We start from the raw sequence: 15,104 nt of genomic DNA, 5'->3' as shown, positions 1-15,104 counted from the left end.
CCTGCGGCGGCGGCTGGCGGCGGGGGAGGGCGCGCGTGGCGCCGGTCGGCTCGCGCTCGGGCGCGCCCGCTGCGGCGGCAGCGGCAGCGGCGCCGCCTCCGCGCAGCACGCGCGTCGCGGCGGTGCCGGCCGGGAGGTGCGCCGTCTGGTCCGTCTCGCCGACCGGCGCGCGGCCGCGGGCGCCGTCGCGCAGCACGCGGCCGAACGCCTCGGCGTCGGCCGGGCGGCCCTGCGGCTCCAGCGCGAGCGCCATCGCGACGGCCCGCGACAGCGTCGCCGGGACCGCCGGGTTGAGGTCCTCCAGCCGCAGCGGCGCCTCGCGCTGCTGCTTCAGCGCCAGCTCCGACAGCGACGTCGCCTCGTACGGCAGGCGGCCGGACAGCAGCTGGTAGGCGACGACGCCGAGCGAGTAGATGTCGGCGCGCGGGCCGGCCTCCTCACCGCGCGCCTGCTCGGGCGCGAGATAGGCGGCGGTGCCGAGCACGGAGCCGATCTGCGTGATGCTCGACTGCTCGGTTGCCTTCGCGATCCCGAAGTCGGCGAGCTTGACGACACCGTCGTCGGAGCGCAGCAGGTTGCCCGGCTTGACGTCGCGGTGCACGACGCCGTTGCGGTGCGCGTAGTCGAGCCCGCGGCAGGCCTGCGTGAGGATCTCGACGGCCTCGTCGACGTCGAGGTGGCCGCGCTCGCGCAGCAGCTCCGCGCACGACTGGCCCTGCACGTACTCCATCACGATGAAGTGCTGGTGCTGCGCCTCGTCGAGGCCGAAGTCGAACACCTGCACGACGTTGGGGTGCACCAGGCGCGCGGCGGCGAGCGCCTCGCGGCGGAAGCGCGAGACGAACGACGGATCGTCGGCGAGGTGCTCGGCCAGCAGCTTGACGGCGACGTGGCGCTCCAGCCGGCGGTCGAACGCCAGCTGCACGGTCGACATGCCGCCGATGCCGAGCCGCCGCTCCAGCTCGTAGCGGCCCGCGATCGTGCTGCTCATGGCGTTCCTCCCTGCCCGGGCGCGAGCGCGCCACCGGGGTTGCCCTCGTTGACGTCGGGCTGCGTCGGGTCCTGGCCGCCGGTGTCGCCGCCCGTGTCCGGCGGCGTGCTGCCGCCCGTGTCCGGCGTCGTCGGGGTCGCGCCGCCGCCCGTGTCGGGCGGGGTCGCGGGAGTCGTCTCCGGCGGAGCGGTCGGTGTCGTCGGAACCGTCTCCGGCGGCGGGGTCGTCGTCTGCGTCTCGGGCGGCGGAGCCGTCGGCGTCGTCTCCGGCGGCGGCACGATCGTCGACTGCGTCGGGATCGTCTCCTGGTCGCAGGTGTCGCTGATCAGCTGCTCGAGCGTGACGGCGCCGTCTCTCAGGCTGTTGATCAGTCTGACGTCGACGTTGTGCGCTCTCAGCCCGGAGAGGTCGCTGCGGAACTGCGCGGCGGCCGCCTCGGCACGGGCGACATCGCCGCCCTCGCAGGCGGCGGCGACTCCATCGAGTTGGCTGCTGAGCCGGTTCGCCTGATCGCCGGGAAGGAGACCGTTGGTGTTCCCGCACGCGACGAGAACTGCGGCGACGAGCCCGAGCACGCCGATCAAGATGGCTTTGAGAGCACTGCTGACGGCAAAGCGCATCGACCACCCATCCTACTGGCCGTGCGGCAGACGCTCCGCAAGGGAGTCCGGCAGGCGCGCCGCGCGGATCGCCGCGGCGGCCCCCGCGACGTCGTATTCGGTGCGGTGGTAGGCGGCCGTCCAGGCGTCGGTGTCGAGCAGCATCCAGGCGGCGCGCGGGTCGCCGTCGCGCGGCTGGCCGACGCTGCCGGGGTTCAGCAGCCACTCGCCCTCGGCCACGTCCAGCACCGCCCCGTCGGGCTGCTTCTCGCCCGTCGCGGGCATGCCGGCGCCGCGCGTGTACGCCAGCGCGATGTGCGAGTGGCCGATGCAGGCGACACGGTGCTGCAGCACGTCGAAGCAGAGCTCGGCCTGCAGCGGCGACAGGACGTACTCCCAGACCGGATCGCGCGGGCTGGCGTGGTAGAGCCCGACGGCCTCGTCGAGCTTCAGCGGCTCCAGCGTGCGCAGGTAGACGAGCGCGTCGGCGGAGATCGTCTCCTGCGTCCAACGGGCCGCCAGCGCGGCGCCGCGCGAGAACTCGTCGAGCGGGATGTCGCCGCGGACCGCGAGGTCGTGGTTGCCGGCCAGGCAGACGGTCGCGTAGCGCCGCGTCAGCGCGACGCAGGCGTCGGGATCGGCGCCGTAGCCGACGAGGTCGCCGAGGCACCACAGCTCGTCGGCCGCGATCGCCTCGACGGCGTCGAGCACGGCTTCGAAGGCGTGGCGGTTGCCGTGGATGTCGGAGACGACGGCGACGCGCATGAGAACGGAGTCTTTCGCAGCGCGCCCGGGTGGCGCGCTGGTGCTATCCGGCCAACCGCGGGTGCGGCAGGCGCTACTGCTCGCCGCGCGGGTCTTCGGGACCGCCGAACTCCGGCAGGTTCTTGATCCCCTCGCTGGTCTGCCACTTGGAGTAGTTGTCCTCCATCGCGTCGATCAGCTCGCGCATGAAGCGCGGAGAGAGATTGACCCGCGAGACGACCACACCCGGGATCTCGTCGTCGTCGACCTCATGGTCGACGCGCGCGAACGTGACGGTGAACTCGTACTCCGAGTGGCTCACGTTCGCGAAGTTCGAGTACACGCCCGCCATGATGTCTGGCGAGAAGTGAATGTTGATGTGGCGCTCTCGGTCGTCGTCCATGGGGCCTAGTATCGCAGTCGTGCGCATCATCGTCCTGGCCGTCGGAAAGCTGCGGCCCCCCTTTGCAGACGACGTCCAGCACTACCAGAAGCTGCTCGCGCGCCATGCCCGCGTGGAGCTTGTGGAAGTGCGCGAGGACGAGCAGGTCTCGAGACGCATTCCCGAGCGCGCATTCGTCTCGCTGCTCGACATCGGCGGGCAGTCGTATGACTCCGTCGAGTTCAGCCGTTTCCTGGAGGATCGGCGCCAAGCTGGGCGCGACGTCTGCTTCGTCGTCGGCGGCCCGTACGGCCTCCAGATCGAGGCCGACCACAGACTGTCGCTCGGCAGACTGACGCTCCCGCACCAGCTCGCGCGCGTCGTGCTGCTGGAGCAGATCTACCGCGGCCACAAGATCCTCGCGAACGAGCCGTACCACTACTGAGGCGCCTGCCGCCGCGGCGCGTGCCGCCGCCGCGCACGGGCGCGCGACGGCGGCGGGAGCGGTCCTTCGTCCTACCTGGTGACTACTTGGTGATGCGGACCGGCAGCGCCAGTCTGCCGACGCGCAGCGTGTAGCGGCCGGCCTTGACGTGGCGCACCGTTCTCAGCGCGCCGAGGCGGCCGGTCGCGAACGTGCGGCCGTTGCGCGTCAGACGCGCGCGCGACGTTCTCTTGGTCGCTCTCGCGCTTCTGCCTCTGACGTACGTCACCGCGCAGGAGACTCTCTGCGCGCCTCTCGTGGTGGTGATCTTGCAGGTGACCTGAGCGTCGCGACCCGCGGCGCCTCTGTCGCCCTTGTCGCCCTTCTCGCCCTTGTCGCCTCTGGCGCCGTTGGCGCCGTCGGCACCCCTGTCGCCCTTGTCGCCCTTGTCGCCTCTGGCTCCGTTGTCGCCCTTGTCGCCCTTGGCACCGTTGACGCCGTCGGCACCGTTGTCGCCTCTGTCGCCCTTATCGCCCTTGTCGCCCTTGTCGCCCGGGGTGCTGCCGGTGCCGATCGGACCCTGGGCGCCCGTCGGGCCCTGCTGTCCCGTTCTGCCCTGCGGGCCCTCCGGACCCTCGACACCCTGCGGGCCGGCCGGTCCGACCGGGCCCTGGGCGCCGTCTCTGCCGTCTCTGCCGTCTCTGCCGCCGCCCGTCGGCGCTGCGACGCTCGTGCCGGTCAGCGCGACGGTCGCCTTGCCGCCGGCGACGTTGGCCGCGATCTCCAACTGCGCCGTCGACGTCACGTCGGCGCGCGACGGGGCGTAGCGGACCAGCAGCGTGCAGTTCGCGTCCGGGCCCAGTTCGCGGCCGCGGCAGCGGTCGTCGGCGACCATGAACTCGCCGGTCGAGCCGGCGTCCAGCGCGGCGACGTTGACGTCGCCGATGCGCAGGCGCTGCGCGCCGCCGTTGGTGACGGTGACCGACTGCGCCGGGCCGATCGAGCCGGCCGCCTGCTGCGGGAACGTCGGGCTGGTCGCGGTGACCTGGGCGCCGACGCGGCCCGTCAGCGTGAACACGTCGGTGCGCGACTTCTTCAGGCGCGGATCACCGAGGTCCTTGTTGTCCGTGCCCGTGTACAGCTCGTCGTAGCCCTGGTCCATGATCAGGTTCAGCTGCGCGCCGTCGGCGAGCACCGCCGGCATCTCGGCGATGCCCTCCCACGTGCCCTGGCCGTCCGAGAAGCGCTCGGCGGACGGGATCACCGGGGTGGTCAGTCTGACCGGCGCGTCCTCGCGGCGGCCGCTCCAGCTGAACAGCGCCTGCGTCACGCCGGGCTTGGCGGCGAGGATCAGGTACTGGTCGTTGGCGTTCTTGCGCAGCTCGCGGATCGTCATGCCGTCGAGGTCGAGCAGGATCGGATCCTCGAAGATCGCTCTGACGCTCGCGTCGCCTGTGGTCAGGTCACGGACGTTGGAGAGCGGGACGATCACCGCGCGCGGGCCCTCCGGGGTGGTGATCAGCGGCGAGCGGAAGCCGAGGTACAGCGTCGAGTCGGAGCCGGGAGCGAACTCCGAGCCCTCGATGTTGAAGCCGGTGGCCGCGTCCGGGCTGACGCCGCTTCTGGTGCCCGCGACGAAGCCGAGGCGGTCGCCGTGGGCTCTGTCCCACGCCGCCAAGTCGGTGCGCAGCGCGCCGTACGGCGTGCCGACGCGTCTCAGCGTCGCGTCCGCGCCGCTGCCCGAGATCTTCGTCTCGATCAGCGTGTGGCGCGATTCCTCGATCGCGCCCTTCTTGCTGTTGCCGTGCGAGCCGAGCCAGAAGACCGTGCTGCCGCTACGCGCGGAGGACTCGAAGTCGATCTCGCCGCCGCCGAGGCTCGACGGGCCGATGTTGAACTCCGCCAGCGGCTCGCCGGAGACGGCGGTGTTGTAGAGATGGACGATGTCCTGCTCGTCGTCGGCGACGAGGACGTGGCCGCCGCCGGTCGCGATCGCGGTCGACGCGTCGCCGCCGCCCTGCAGCACGCGGCTCGTCGGGGTCGTCGCGTTGGAGGCGCCGTAGGTGAGCACGACCGATCTGGTCTTGCCGTCGAGGCCCGTCGCGGTGAAGCTGACCGAGCCGAGACCTCTGCCGATCGGGTCGAACGAGACGGTGCGGGTCGCGCCCGTGCCGGTCACTCTGATGTTGCTCGTCGGGATGATCGACGGGCTGGCAGAGGTCGCCGTGACGGCGATCTCGTTCGCGGAGGCCGGGTCGCCGTACTGGTCGTTCTGGGCGACCGTGACCTTGACCGTCGGGTTGGTCGGGTCGCCGATGACGCCGGACTGGCTCGGCTTGTCGAGCGCGATCGTCGGCGTCGCGGCGCCGGCCGGGTCGGCCTTGCCGACGACCGCGACCGTGATCGGGTTGATCGTGCGACCGGGGAGCGCGATCGAGACCGGGTCGAACAGTCTGTTGGTCGTCAGGTCGAGCGTGACGAGCGTGCCGGTGCCGAAGCCGCCGACCGCTGCGACTCTGCCGCGCGGCGTCAGCGCCAGGCCGCGCACGTTGCTCATCGTGCCGAGGTTGGCGACCGTGAACGCTCTCGTCTCGGTGTCGAGCGCGATCACGGTGTTCGGATCGCTGTACTGACCCTGCAGCGCGTAGACCGTCTTGCCGTCGGCCGAGATGTCGAGCGCGAGCGGGCCGAGAAAGCTCTGCACGGCGCCGATCGAGTAGACCGGTCCGGCGGTGCCGGTGGCGGTGTCGATCGGGACGATCCCGACCGGATCGCTGTAGACCGCGGCCTGGTTCTGCGAGGTCCACAGCGTTCTGCCGTCGGGGCTCAGCTTGAGCTGGGCGACGGCGCCCGGGTAGGTGAGCGCCGCGCCGACGGTGCGGGCGGTCAGGTCGATCGGGAGCAGGCTGGTGCCGACGACGACCCAGGCGGTTCTGCCGTCCTTGGAGATCTCGATCGCGCCGCCGTTGGAGGAGCCGCCGAGCGCGATCGGCGTGCCGACCACCGCGTCGATGCCGGAGACGTCGACCGGCACGAGGTCGGTTCCGGCGATGATCCACAGCGTTCTGCCGTCAGGCGTGATCGCGCCGCCGGTGACCGCTCTCAGCAGCGGCGATCTGATCTGCGTCAGGGCCGTGTTGGTCGCCGTGTCGATCGGCGCGACCACCGAGCCGCTGATGATCGAGTCGGAGAGGACCCAGATCTTGCTGCCGTCGGGCGCCTTGATGATCGTTCTCGGGCTGTCACCGACCGGGATCGCCGTGCCCGGCACGCGCGTGCTCAGGTCGACGGGGATCACGACGTTGGCGCTCGGGCCGCCGCTGAGGTAGGCGGTCGAGGCGGCGGCCGGGGCGGCCGCGGCGGCCAGCAGGAGGCCGGTCGCGCCGAGCGCGATCAGCGGGTTCGGCAGGGGACGGCGAATCCGGCCGCGGCGCGGCAGGAGGGAGCGGTGCATCTGGGCAAACTCCTCGTTTGGAAGGGAGCGACGCTCGGACCCTCTCCAACGAGAACGCGCCAGTCGTGATGGCTTCGTGACGAATTCGTGACCGCGTTGGAGCATGTGTCACCACGTTGTTATGACGCGTAGACGCTTGCTCGACGGGTGTCGCCGGCCGTCGTGCCCGCTTCGCCGATACCCTCCGGAGCGTGACCCCGCTCCAGCAACTGAGAGCCGCCGTCGAGGCCGTCTCCGCCGCGCTGCGCGGCGACGGCGCCGCGCCGGGCGGCACCGCACCGACCGTCGAGCGCCCGAGACGCGAGGGCTTCGGCGACTACTCCACAAACGCGGCGATGCTGCTGGCGCCGCGCGTCGGCAAGCCCCCGCGCGAGATCGCGGAGCTGCTCGGCGAGGCGCTGCTGCAGCAGCTCGGCGGGGCGCTGGAGCGCTACGAGGTCGCCGGGCCCGGCTTCCTCAACCTCTTTCTGTCCGACGGCTGGTACGGCGAGGCGCTCACGCACGTGCTCGGCTCGGGCGAGCGCTTCGGCGCCGGCGGCGCCGCGACGCCGGAGAGAGTGCTGGTCGAGTTCGTCAGCGCCAACCCGACCGGCCCTGTCGTCGCCGCCAGCGGTCGCCACGCGGCCTTCGGCGACGCGCTCGCGCGGATCCTCGAGTTCCACGGGCACGCGGTCCAGCGCGAGTACTACGTCAACGACGCGGGCTCGCAGATCCGCAAGCTGGGCGAGTCCGTGCGGGCGCGCGCGCGCGGCGAAGAGGTGCCCGAGGGCGGCTACGAGGGCGACTACGTGATCGACCTCGCGCGCGAGATCCTCGGCGCCGCCGACGGCGATCCCGACGTGCTCTCCGAGGCGGCCGTCGCGCTGATGTACGGGCGGATCAAGGCGACGATGGAGCGCTACGGCGTCCACTTCGACCGCTTCTTCAGCGAGAAGTCGCTCTACGAGGGCGAGCCGTCGGGCGTCAGACGAGCGATCGCGGAGCTGGAGCAGCACGGGCACCTGTACCGCCACGAGGGCGCGCTGTGGCTGCGCACGACCGAGTTCGGCGACGACAAGGACCGCGTGCTGGAGCGCTCGACGGGCGAGCCGACGTACTTCTCGTCCGACGTCGCATACCTGGAGAGCAAGCGCGAACGCGGCTTCGAGCGCCAGATCAACGTCTTCGGTGCCGACCACCACGGCTACGTCGCGCGGCTGAAGGCGGCGATGCAGGCGCTCGGGGCCGATCCGACGACGCTCGAGATCCTGATCATGCAGTTCGTCCACCTGGTCGAGCGCGGCGAGCGCTCGGCGATGTCGAAGCGGCGCGGGATCTTCAACACGCTCGACGAGCTGATCGACGACATCGGCGTCGACGCGACGCGCTTCTTCATGCTGCAGCGCTCGCACGACTCGACGGTCGATCTCGACCTCGACCTCGCGCGCGAGCAGTCGAACGAGAACCCAGTCTTCTACGTCCAGTACGCGCACGCGCGGATCACGTCGATGCTCGCAAGAGCTGACGACGGGGTCGTCGAGCGGGCGCTTGCGGCGGTTGGGGGCGGCTCCTCGGCGGCGGACGGCACTGGCGCGGGCGGCGCTGGCGCGGCTCGCACGGAGCCGCTGGACCCGGCCGAGCGCGTGCTGCTGAAGAAGCTGCTCGCGTTCCCGGACGAGGTCGCCGAGGCCGCGGATCGCCGCGCGCCGCACCGGATCGCCGCGTACGCGCTGGAGCTGGCGCAGGACTTCACGGCGTTCTATCGCGACTGCCGCGTGCTGGGAGCCGACGGCGAGGGCGTCGAGACGTCGCGGATCGCGCTGTCGGTCGCCGCGCAGCGCACGATCGCGCGGGCGCTCGGACTGCTCGGCGTGAGCGCGCCGGAGTCGATGGCGCGCGACCACGACGCGGCGGCGGAGTAGCGCTCAGTCGTAGCGCTTGAGGTCGTCGTCGAGCCGGCGCGCGTCGGCGGCGTCCAGCTCGGGGCCGAGCGCGCTGCCCTGCGCGCCGGCGAAGGCGCGCGCGTGGCGGCGCCAGCGGGGGAGGAACATCGCCGCAAGCGCGAGCGCCACGACGACGACGGCGATCGGCACGAGGTAGACGGCGAGGTTGAAGCCCTTCTCCTCGGGCATCGCGAGCACCCGCTCGCCGTATTCGAGCACGAGCGCGGCCTTGATCTGGTCGGGCGTCTTGCCCTCGGCGATCAGACCTCTGATGAGGTCTCTTTCTCTCTGCGCCTGCGGGCCGCCAGCGGTCGCGAGCGGCGTTCTGCACGTGACGCACATGACCTGGCTCTCGATCTCGTAGAGCGAGGTCTTCGGCTGCGGCGGTTGCTGCTGCTCGGCCTGCGCGAGCGCGGCCGTGGGCAGAACTGCCGGCATCAGTATCAGCAGGACGGCCGCGGCGATGGCAGCGAACCGCTTCATTCCGCGGCGGCGATCAGCGGCTTGAGTCTCGTGTCGACCCAGTTCTGGGTGATCTGCTGCCGCTCGAGCGCGATGATGTCGCCCCTCGCGTTGACGACGAAGGTCTCCGGCAGGCCCTTCAGCTCGAAGCCTCTGGACATCTTTCTGTCGACGTCTCGCCAGATCGGGAATCTGAGGTCGTGCTGGGAGACGAAGCCGCTGGTGTCCTCGCGCGTGTCGTCGACCGCGACGCCGATCACGCTGCCGCCCTGTCTCTGCAGCATGCTCTCGACGTTGTTGAGCAACGGCGCCTCCTGCTCGCACGGGGCGCACCAGGAGGCGAAGAAGTTGACGACGACGAGTCTGCCTCTGTACTGGGCGAGCGACCCGGTGCCGTCGCCGTCGAGCGTGTTGAGCGTGACGCTCGTGGCGGGCGGAGTCTCACCGCGCGCGATCGCCTGGTCGATCGACGAGTCGTCGGTCGTCTGCAGCACGCCGAAGATGAGCAGCCCGACGAGGGCGACAGCGAGGACAGCGACGAGACAGGGGACGACGAGGCGGCGCATGACGTGCCTAGAAGGGTAGAGGTCGGCGCCCTTCGGCAGCGCCCGTGCTCAGCGTGACGGGGTCGGCGGCGCGTCGTGCGGCGCGTGCACGAGCGCTCGATCCCCGAGCGGATTGCGCAAGCTGGCGGTCGCCTCCCGCTTGCGCCCGCTGTCAAAGGCCGAGTTCGCCGCCACGTCACCGGTTGAAGGCTCCCACCGCGCCAAGACTGTGACGAACACCTGCGAGGCGGTCTCCCGCACGTCGACCCGCGCCAGCTCCATCGCCGCGGAGGTGAGCGTGCAGTGAATCCGCAGCTCTCGCGCCTCGCGCGGAGGCGGATCGGGGGAGGGAGACCACGGAATCGACAGAAATCGGCCGGCTTCCGGCCGAGTCTGTGGCTCTACCTCAGCCTTAGGCATACCATCGCGATCGCCCGCGTTCTGGACGATCTCCCGATCGGTCACCGCGTGTGGACGCGGCGCCGCTCTCCGTCGCGACCGTCGCCACAGCACAGCGGCGACGGCGGGCACAGCGATCAATACCGGAGCGGCTCGGCGGCGCATCCGACAAGCGTACGACCCCCGACGCCACCCGAAGTCGCGCCCCGGTAAACTCGCTGCGACGCGAACGTAGCTCAGTTGGTAGAGCGTCGGCTTCCCAAGCCGAAGGTCGCGGGTTCGAGGCCCGTCGTTCGCTCTCTTGAAAGCCCCGGTGATCCGGGGCTTTCTGCGTTCTCGAGGCGGGGGAAACGCTCGTGCTACGCTGTGCCACGCAATGGACGTCTCTGTTCGAGAACTGCGAAACCACACCGGTCGGGTGGTCTCCGCGATCGAGGCGGGGGAGCCTGTGGTGCTGACTGTGCACGGCCGGCCGGTCGCGGACATCGTTCCGCGACGTGTCGCCAGCGAGCGACGGCCGAGCGATCTGCTGCTCGCCGATCTCGGCGCGATCAGCGCGCGCGCGGCAGAGTTGGGCGTCGAGTCCGATGCGGCTGACTTCGACGTCGGTTGGACGACCGACGACCTGCTCGCGTGAGCGGGTACATCGCCGACACGAGCGTCTTCGTCGCCGCCGAGCAGCAGCGGCCGCTCGGCGCGCCTCCCGACGGCGAGGCGCGGATCTCGGTCGCGACGCTGACCGAGTTGCTCGTCGGCGTGAAGCGAGCACCGGAAGGCCCGTTGCGCGAGCTGCGGGAGACGACGCTCGATCGAGCGCGCCGGTTCATCGCGCTGCCCTATGACGCGGTCGTCGCCGAACGCCTCGCCGACCTGCTGACAACTGCTCGCAACCAGAGACGCCGCGCCGGCGCGATGGACGCGATCATCGCCGCCACCGCTCTGGCCCACGGCCTCACGGTCTGGACGCAGGACGACGACTTCGACGTGCTGACTCAGCTGGAGCCCGAGCTGAGCATCCACCGCGACGGGTAGCCGCGCGAGGGGACGGATCGCGGCGTCGGACGCCTTGTCGGCGGGCGTAACGTAGGCGGGGTGAGAATCGGTTGGCGGCCAGGGGCTGACCCGGGGCGGTTTGCGCTCAAGGCCGCGCTGCGGGCTGCGATCGTGCTGCCGCTGGTGTTCGCGTTCGCGGATCTGGTGATCGGGAACGTGCAGACCGCGCTGTTCGCCGGATTCGGGGCGTTCGGGATGCTCGTGCTCGTCGACTTCGGCGGGCCGCGACGGGCGCGGTTGTTCGCGCATCTCGGGCTGGCCGGCATCGGGGCGGTGCTGATCGTGATCGGGACGCTCTGCTCTCGCTCTCCGTGGCTCGCGGCCGGGGCGACGCTGATCGTGGGATTCGCGATCCTCTTCTCCGGGGTCCTCAACGGGTGGTGCGCGGCGGGCGGCAATGCGGCGATCGTCGCGTTCGTGCTGCCGGTGGCGCTCGCGGCCGATCCGGACGTGATCCCCGATTGCCTGCTCGGATGGGCGATCGCCGCGGTCGCCGCGACGGCTGCGCAGTTGCTGCTGTTCCCGAGCCGGCCGCGTGACCGCGTTCGCGCGGCGGCTGGGGAGGCGTGTGCGGCGTTGGCGGATGTGATGGACCCCGGCGCCGCCGGCGCGACGTCCCGAGATCGGCCGGGCACGGCGAGTGCCGAGACGGCGAGCGCTGGGATGGCGAGCGCCGCGGCGGCGAGCCGGATCGGCGAAAGCGACGACCGCGCCGCTCGCCTCGCACGCGCGGACGCGGCCCTGGCAGCGCTCGACAGACAGCTGCTCGCCGGGCCCTACCGCCCGACCGGCTCGACCGGGGCGATGACGGCGCTTGCGCTGCTGGGGGACGAGCTGGCGTGGTTTCGTGCCGCGGCGGTCGACGGGCACGACTGCGACGGAGAGACGACGCAGGCGGTCGCGGCGGCGCTGCGCGCCAGTGCGGCGACGCTCACCGGCAGACACGCCGCTCCGGACCTCGACCGTCTCGACGCCGCGCGTGAGGCGCAGCGCCAGCAGCTCGCCGGCGCCGTCGCGGAGCTGTGCACACGGGCGCTGGAACAGGCGCCGCACGCCGACGTCGTACAGGCGTTCCGGCTCTACACGGCCGCGCGCTCGGCCGGGCGGATCGGGCGCAGCGCGCTGCAGGCGGCGGGCCGGGCGGCGCCGGCGCCCGCGGGCGAGGCGCTCGTCGCCACGCAGCGACTTGCGGTCGAGCATGCGAGTCCCGGGTCGGTCTGGTTTCGCAACAGCGTGCGCGGCGCGGTGGCGCTCGCGGTCGCCGTCTACGTCGCGCAGCGCAGCGGGGTGCAGCACTCGTTCTGGGTCGTGCTGGGCGTGCTGTCGGTGCTGCGCTCCAGCGCGCTCGGGACCGGCGCGACGATCGTGCAGGCGCTCGCCGGCACCGCCGTCGGGATCGTCGTCGGCGGGCTCGTCGTGATCGTGATCCCGACCGGCTCGGCGTTCCTCTGGGTCGTCTTCCCGTTCGCGGTCCTGCTGGCCGCCTACGCGCCGCGTGCGATCTCCTTCGCCGCCGGTCAGGCGGGCTTCACGCTCGTGCTGGTGATCCTCTTCAACCTGCAGCAGCCGACCGGCTGGGAGATCGGCGTCACGCGGATCGAGGACGTCGCGATCGGCTTCGCGATCAGCCTCGCGATCGGCCTGCTGTTCTGGCCCCGCGGCGCCGGCGCGCTCTTGCGCCGCAACCTCGACAGCGCCTACGCCCGCGCCGACGAGCTGCTCGTCGCCGCGCGCCGGCTGCTGGCGGACGCGGCCGCAAGCGACGGTCGCGAAGTCGAGCAGGCGGAGCGGGCCGCGGCAGCCGCGGCCGACCGGCTCGACGACGCCTTCCGGCAGTACCTCGCCGAGCGGCCCGCGGGCCGGCTGCCGGTCTCCGAGGTCGCGACGCTCGTCTCCGGTGCCACCCGCGTGCGTCGCACCGCCCGCGCGCTGCTCGACGGGCGCTCGGCCGCCGCCCCGCTGGCGGCGCCCGAGCGCACGCGCTTCGCGCAGGTGTGGGCGAGCCTCTACCTCGACGAGCTGGCGCGGCTGGAACGGCGGCTGGACGAGCCGGCCGCCGTGATCGGGCTGAGACTGCCGCCGGTCGACGGGATCAGGGGAGCGGCGCTCGCGGGCGCCGCTACGCCGTAGCCGCCGCCCCCTCCGGCTCGTCGTCGGCGACGATCACTTCCTCGACGCGGCCCTTCGGCATGCCTATTCTCGCGACGACGAAGGCGACGACCATGATGCCGGCCATCGCGTAGACGATCACCTGGGTCGACTTCGCGACGTCGAGTTGGATCGCCTCGAAGATCGCTCTGCCGGCCGCGCCGACCGGGCTCGAATCGCCGCCGCTGGAGCTGGTGATCGAGTGGGCGATCGCGTCGGCTCTCGCGGTTGGGATACCTCTCGCCGTCAGCGTGTCCTCGATCCGGCCGACGTTCTGCGTCACGAGCACCGAGCCGAGGATCGCGAGCCCGAGGCTGGCGCCGAAGTTGCGGACCGTCTGCGTGATGCCGGTCACCTCGCCGTAGCTGGTGTTCGGCGCGCGGTTGACGGCGTCCGTGCTAACCGGTCCCAGCACGAGACCCATGCCGGCGCCCGCGATCGCCAGCCAGTACCACTGGTTGGAGAAGTCCATGTCCGGCAGCTGCCGCGCCCACAGGAAGAAGCCGACCGCCGAGACGGCGCAGCCGAGCACGACCGACGGCTTTGCGCCGCGCTCGTCGAGGATCCGCCCGCCCCACTGCGACGCCGTCGCGAAGCCGGCGAAGAAGACGAGCAGGAACAGGCCCGCCTCGCTGGAGCCGTAGCCGAGCGACACCTGCGCGTAGACGCTGGCGAAGAAGAACAGCGGCACGAACACGGCCGATATCAGGAACAGCACGACGTTGTCCGCGCTGAACGCCCGCTGCGAGAAGATCCGCATCTGGATCAGCGGGTCTCTGACGCGCAGCTGGTTGAGCACGAAGACGGCCAGCAGCACCAGTCCGGCGACGATGCAGGCCCACGTGCGCGCGTCGTCCCAGCCCCACACGCCGGCCTGCTGCAGGCCGAGCACCGCGAGCCCCATCGCGATCGAGATCAGCACCGCGCCGCGGTAGTCGATCGGCGTCTTGCGCGTCGCCTGCGCCGGTCTCGCCTTCAGCGTCAGCACGATCGCGACGATCGCGACCGGCACGTTGATCCAGAAGATCGCGCGCCACGTCCACTCCGTCAGGTAGCCACCGGCGAGCGGGCCGACCGCGGTCAGGCCGCCGGACGCGGCGAAGAAGATCGCCAGCGCCTTGCCGCGCTCGCGCAGCGGGTAGGCGGAGACGACGATCGCCAGCGCGGCGGGGAACAGCAACGCGGCGCTCGCGCCCTGCAAGATGCGGAAGAAGATCATCCACGCCTCGCCGATCGAGCCGGTCGGCGTGGCGCCGCAGAGGGCGGAGAAGAGCGCGAAGCCGGCGACGCCGACCAGGACCATGCGACGGTGGCCGAGCACGTCGGCGAGCTTGCCGCCGAGCGCGAACAGCGCTGACAGCGCCAGCAGGTAGCCGTTGATGATCCACTGCGCGCCGGTCGCCGACAGCGACAGGTCGCGTTGCAGGTCGGGGATCGCGAGCGCGACGATCGTCTGGTCGATGAACATCATCGCGACCGCGAAGATCATCGCCACCAGCGTCAACCGCTTGTTGTCCATCACGTCCCCTCGTCTCTCACCGGAATTTGCTGCCACCCTAGGGAACGCGGCAGCGAAAAACCACCGTGGCGGCCGACGTGCTGGCGTCTGCTGCTAGCGCGGCAGCCGGCGGACCTGCCAGCAGAGCCACTCGAACGACGCGTCGGCGTCGCACTGGGCCGGCCACTCGCGCGCCGCCCGCTCGACGCGCTCGGCCGGCAGGCGGCCGAGGATCCGCACGCTGCCGCCGTGGCCGTCGTGGTCGAGATGGCGGACCGCGTACAGCTCCTCCGTCTCCTCGATCCAGGCCGCGCGGTAGGTCGAGCCGTCGCGCGCTCTCCAGCGCAATCCGAGGTCGCGTTCGCGCGAGCGCTTGCGCCTGGGATCGGCGTACAGCGCTCGCAGGGAGGGGAGAGAGGTGCGATTCGCGACGAGCTCGGAAGCGGTCATGTCCATCAGAATCTATCCGCTGCCTGAACGCTT

15 protein-coding genes and 1 tRNA gene are annotated in these 15,104 nt (G+C 71.6%); 6 read left to right on the top strand and 10 right to left on the bottom strand.

All coding sequences use genetic code 11. The features are described 5' to 3' along the window. The 4 genes from Q7L65_RS24935 to Q7L65_RS24920 all read right to left on the bottom strand — a co-directional run. Window positions 1–991 (bottom strand): protein kinase (locus Q7L65_RS24935; RefSeq protein WP_304725627.1); only part of this gene is annotated, 991 nt, incomplete at its 3' end. Next, window positions 988–1,611, bottom strand: a complete 624-nt coding sequence (locus Q7L65_RS24930) for a hypothetical protein (RefSeq protein WP_304725626.1) — start codon at window positions 1,609–1,611, stop codon at window positions 988–990. The genes Q7L65_RS24930 and Q7L65_RS24935, both read right to left, overlap by 4 nt. 12 nt (window positions 1,612–1,623) lie before the next feature. After that, entirely contained in the window at window positions 1,624–2,355 is a 732-nt protein-coding gene (locus Q7L65_RS24925) for a metallophosphoesterase (RefSeq protein ID WP_304725625.1), read from the bottom strand. A 73-nt stretch (window positions 2,356–2,428) separates the two neighbouring features. After that, the gene (locus Q7L65_RS24920) at window positions 2,429–2,737 is read right to left on the bottom strand and encodes a DUF3467 domain-containing protein (protein ID WP_304725624.1); all 309 of its coding nucleotides are present in this window, start codon (window positions 2,735–2,737) and stop codon (window positions 2,429–2,431) included. A 19-nt stretch (window positions 2,738–2,756) separates the two neighbouring features. Here Q7L65_RS24920 and Q7L65_RS24915 point away from each other — a divergent pair, with 19 nt between their 5' ends. Next, window positions 2,757–3,161: a 23S rRNA (pseudouridine(1915)-N(3))-methyltransferase RlmH gene (locus Q7L65_RS24915; protein WP_304725622.1), complete on the top strand. Its 405-nt coding sequence runs from the start codon at window positions 2,757–2,759 to the stop codon at window positions 3,159–3,161. Window positions 3,162–3,243: 82 nt separating this feature from the next. Here Q7L65_RS24915 and Q7L65_RS24910 read toward each other — a convergent pair whose 3' ends face one another. Then, entirely contained in the window at window positions 3,244–6,594 is a 3,351-nt protein-coding gene (locus Q7L65_RS24910) for a hypothetical protein (protein ID WP_304725621.1), read from the bottom strand. Between the two features lie 191 nt (window positions 6,595–6,785). On the opposite strand from Q7L65_RS24910, the gene argS reads away from it, so the two are divergent. After that, entirely contained in the window at window positions 6,786–8,495 is a 1,710-nt protein-coding gene (gene argS / locus Q7L65_RS24905; protein ID WP_304725620.1) for an arginine--tRNA ligase, read from the top strand. Window positions 8,496–8,498: 3 nt separating this feature from the next. Here argS and Q7L65_RS24900 read toward each other — a convergent pair whose 3' ends face one another. From Q7L65_RS24900 to Q7L65_RS24890, 3 genes are read right to left on the bottom strand one after another with little or no spacing between them, the layout of a single operon-like run. After that, window positions 8,499–8,999: a cytochrome c-type biogenesis protein CcmH gene (locus Q7L65_RS24900; protein WP_304725619.1), complete on the bottom strand. Its 501-nt coding sequence runs from the start codon at window positions 8,997–8,999 to the stop codon at window positions 8,499–8,501. Further along, a complete protein-coding gene (locus Q7L65_RS24895; protein WP_304725617.1) occupies window positions 8,996–9,544 on the bottom strand; it encodes a TlpA disulfide reductase family protein in 549 nt (182 codons plus the stop codon). The genes Q7L65_RS24900 and Q7L65_RS24895 overlap by 4 nt, the downstream gene beginning before the upstream one ends. Before the next feature lie 48 nt (window positions 9,545–9,592). Then, a complete protein-coding gene (locus Q7L65_RS24890) occupies window positions 9,593–9,988 on the bottom strand; it encodes a hypothetical protein (protein ID WP_304725616.1) in 396 nt (131 codons plus the stop codon). A gap of 159 nt (window positions 9,989–10,147) precedes the next feature. Here Q7L65_RS24890 and Q7L65_RS24885 point away from each other — a divergent pair. From Q7L65_RS24885 to Q7L65_RS24870, 4 genes are all read left to right on the top strand, one after another. Beyond that, a tRNA-Gly gene (locus Q7L65_RS24885) sits at window positions 10,148–10,220 on the top strand. Between the two features lie 78 nt (window positions 10,221–10,298). Continuing rightward, complete coding sequence (locus Q7L65_RS24880; RefSeq protein ID WP_304725615.1) at window positions 10,299–10,559, top strand: type II toxin-antitoxin system Phd/YefM family antitoxin; 261 nt, start codon at window positions 10,299–10,301, stop codon at window positions 10,557–10,559. Continuing rightward, window positions 10,556–10,954, top strand: a complete 399-nt coding sequence (locus Q7L65_RS24875; protein WP_304725613.1) for a PIN domain-containing protein — start codon at window positions 10,556–10,558, stop codon at window positions 10,952–10,954. The genes Q7L65_RS24880 and Q7L65_RS24875 overlap by 4 nt, the downstream gene beginning before the upstream one ends. 60 nt (window positions 10,955–11,014) lie before the next feature. Next, a complete protein-coding gene (locus Q7L65_RS24870) occupies window positions 11,015–13,105 on the top strand; it encodes an FUSC family protein (RefSeq protein WP_304725612.1) in 2,091 nt (696 codons plus the stop codon). Here Q7L65_RS24870 and Q7L65_RS24865 read toward each other — a convergent pair. Together Q7L65_RS24865 and Q7L65_RS24860 are read right to left on the bottom strand one after the other, a co-directional pair. Next, window positions 13,095–14,642 (bottom strand): DHA2 family efflux MFS transporter permease subunit, encoded by a 1,548-nt coding sequence (locus tag Q7L65_RS24865; protein WP_304725611.1) that lies wholly within the window; start codon window positions 14,640–14,642, stop codon window positions 13,095–13,097. The two genes, Q7L65_RS24870 and Q7L65_RS24865, sit on opposite strands and share 11 nt — an antisense overlap. A 93-nt stretch (window positions 14,643–14,735) precedes the next feature. Beyond that, window positions 14,736–15,071 carry a hypothetical protein gene (locus Q7L65_RS24860; RefSeq protein ID WP_304725610.1) on the bottom strand — a complete coding sequence of 112 codons (336 nt, stop codon included), beginning with the start codon at window positions 15,069–15,071 and terminating at the stop codon, window positions 14,736–14,738. Window positions 15,072–15,104: the final 33 nt, after the last annotated feature.

This window comes from Conexibacter sp. CPCC 206217 (genome assembly GCF_030646165.1).
Classification (GTDB): domain Bacteria; phylum Actinomycetota; class Thermoleophilia; order Solirubrobacterales; family Solirubrobacteraceae; genus Conexibacter.
This window is presented reverse-complemented; position numbering and strand designations above follow the sequence as displayed.

What these genes read in the sequence shown, in the direction of transcription:
- Q7L65_RS24930 (WP_304725626.1), bottom strand. Translation starts at nt 1,611, where the DNA reads ATGCGCTTTGCCGTCAGCAGTGCTCTCAAAGCCATCTTGATCGGCGTG.
- Q7L65_RS24925 (WP_304725625.1), bottom strand. Translation starts at nt 2,355, where the DNA reads ATGCGCGTCGCCGTCGTCTCCGACATCCACGGCAACCGCCACGCCTTC.
- Q7L65_RS24920 (WP_304725624.1), bottom strand. Translation starts at nt 2,737, where the DNA reads ATGGACGACGACCGAGAGCGCCACATCAACATTCACTTCTCGCCAGAC.
- Q7L65_RS24910 (WP_304725621.1), bottom strand. Translation starts at nt 6,594, where the DNA reads ATGCACCGCTCCCTCCTGCCGCGCCGCGGCCGGATTCGCCGTCCCCTG.
- Q7L65_RS24900 (WP_304725619.1), bottom strand. Translation starts at nt 8,999, where the DNA reads ATGAAGCGGTTCGCTGCCATCGCCGCGGCCGTCCTGCTGATACTGATG.
- Q7L65_RS24895 (WP_304725617.1), bottom strand. Translation starts at nt 9,544, where the DNA reads ATGCGCCGCCTCGTCGTCCCCTGTCTCGTCGCTGTCCTCGCTGTCGCC.
- Q7L65_RS24880 (WP_304725615.1), top strand. Translation starts at nt 10,299, where the DNA reads ATGGACGTCTCTGTTCGAGAACTGCGAAACCACACCGGTCGGGTGGTC.
- Q7L65_RS24865 (WP_304725611.1), bottom strand. Translation starts at nt 14,642, where the DNA reads ATGGACAACAAGCGGTTGACGCTGGTGGCGATGATCTTCGCGGTCGCG.
- Q7L65_RS24860 (WP_304725610.1), bottom strand. Translation starts at nt 15,071, where the DNA reads ATGACCGCTTCCGAGCTCGTCGCGAATCGCACCTCTCTCCCCTCCCTG.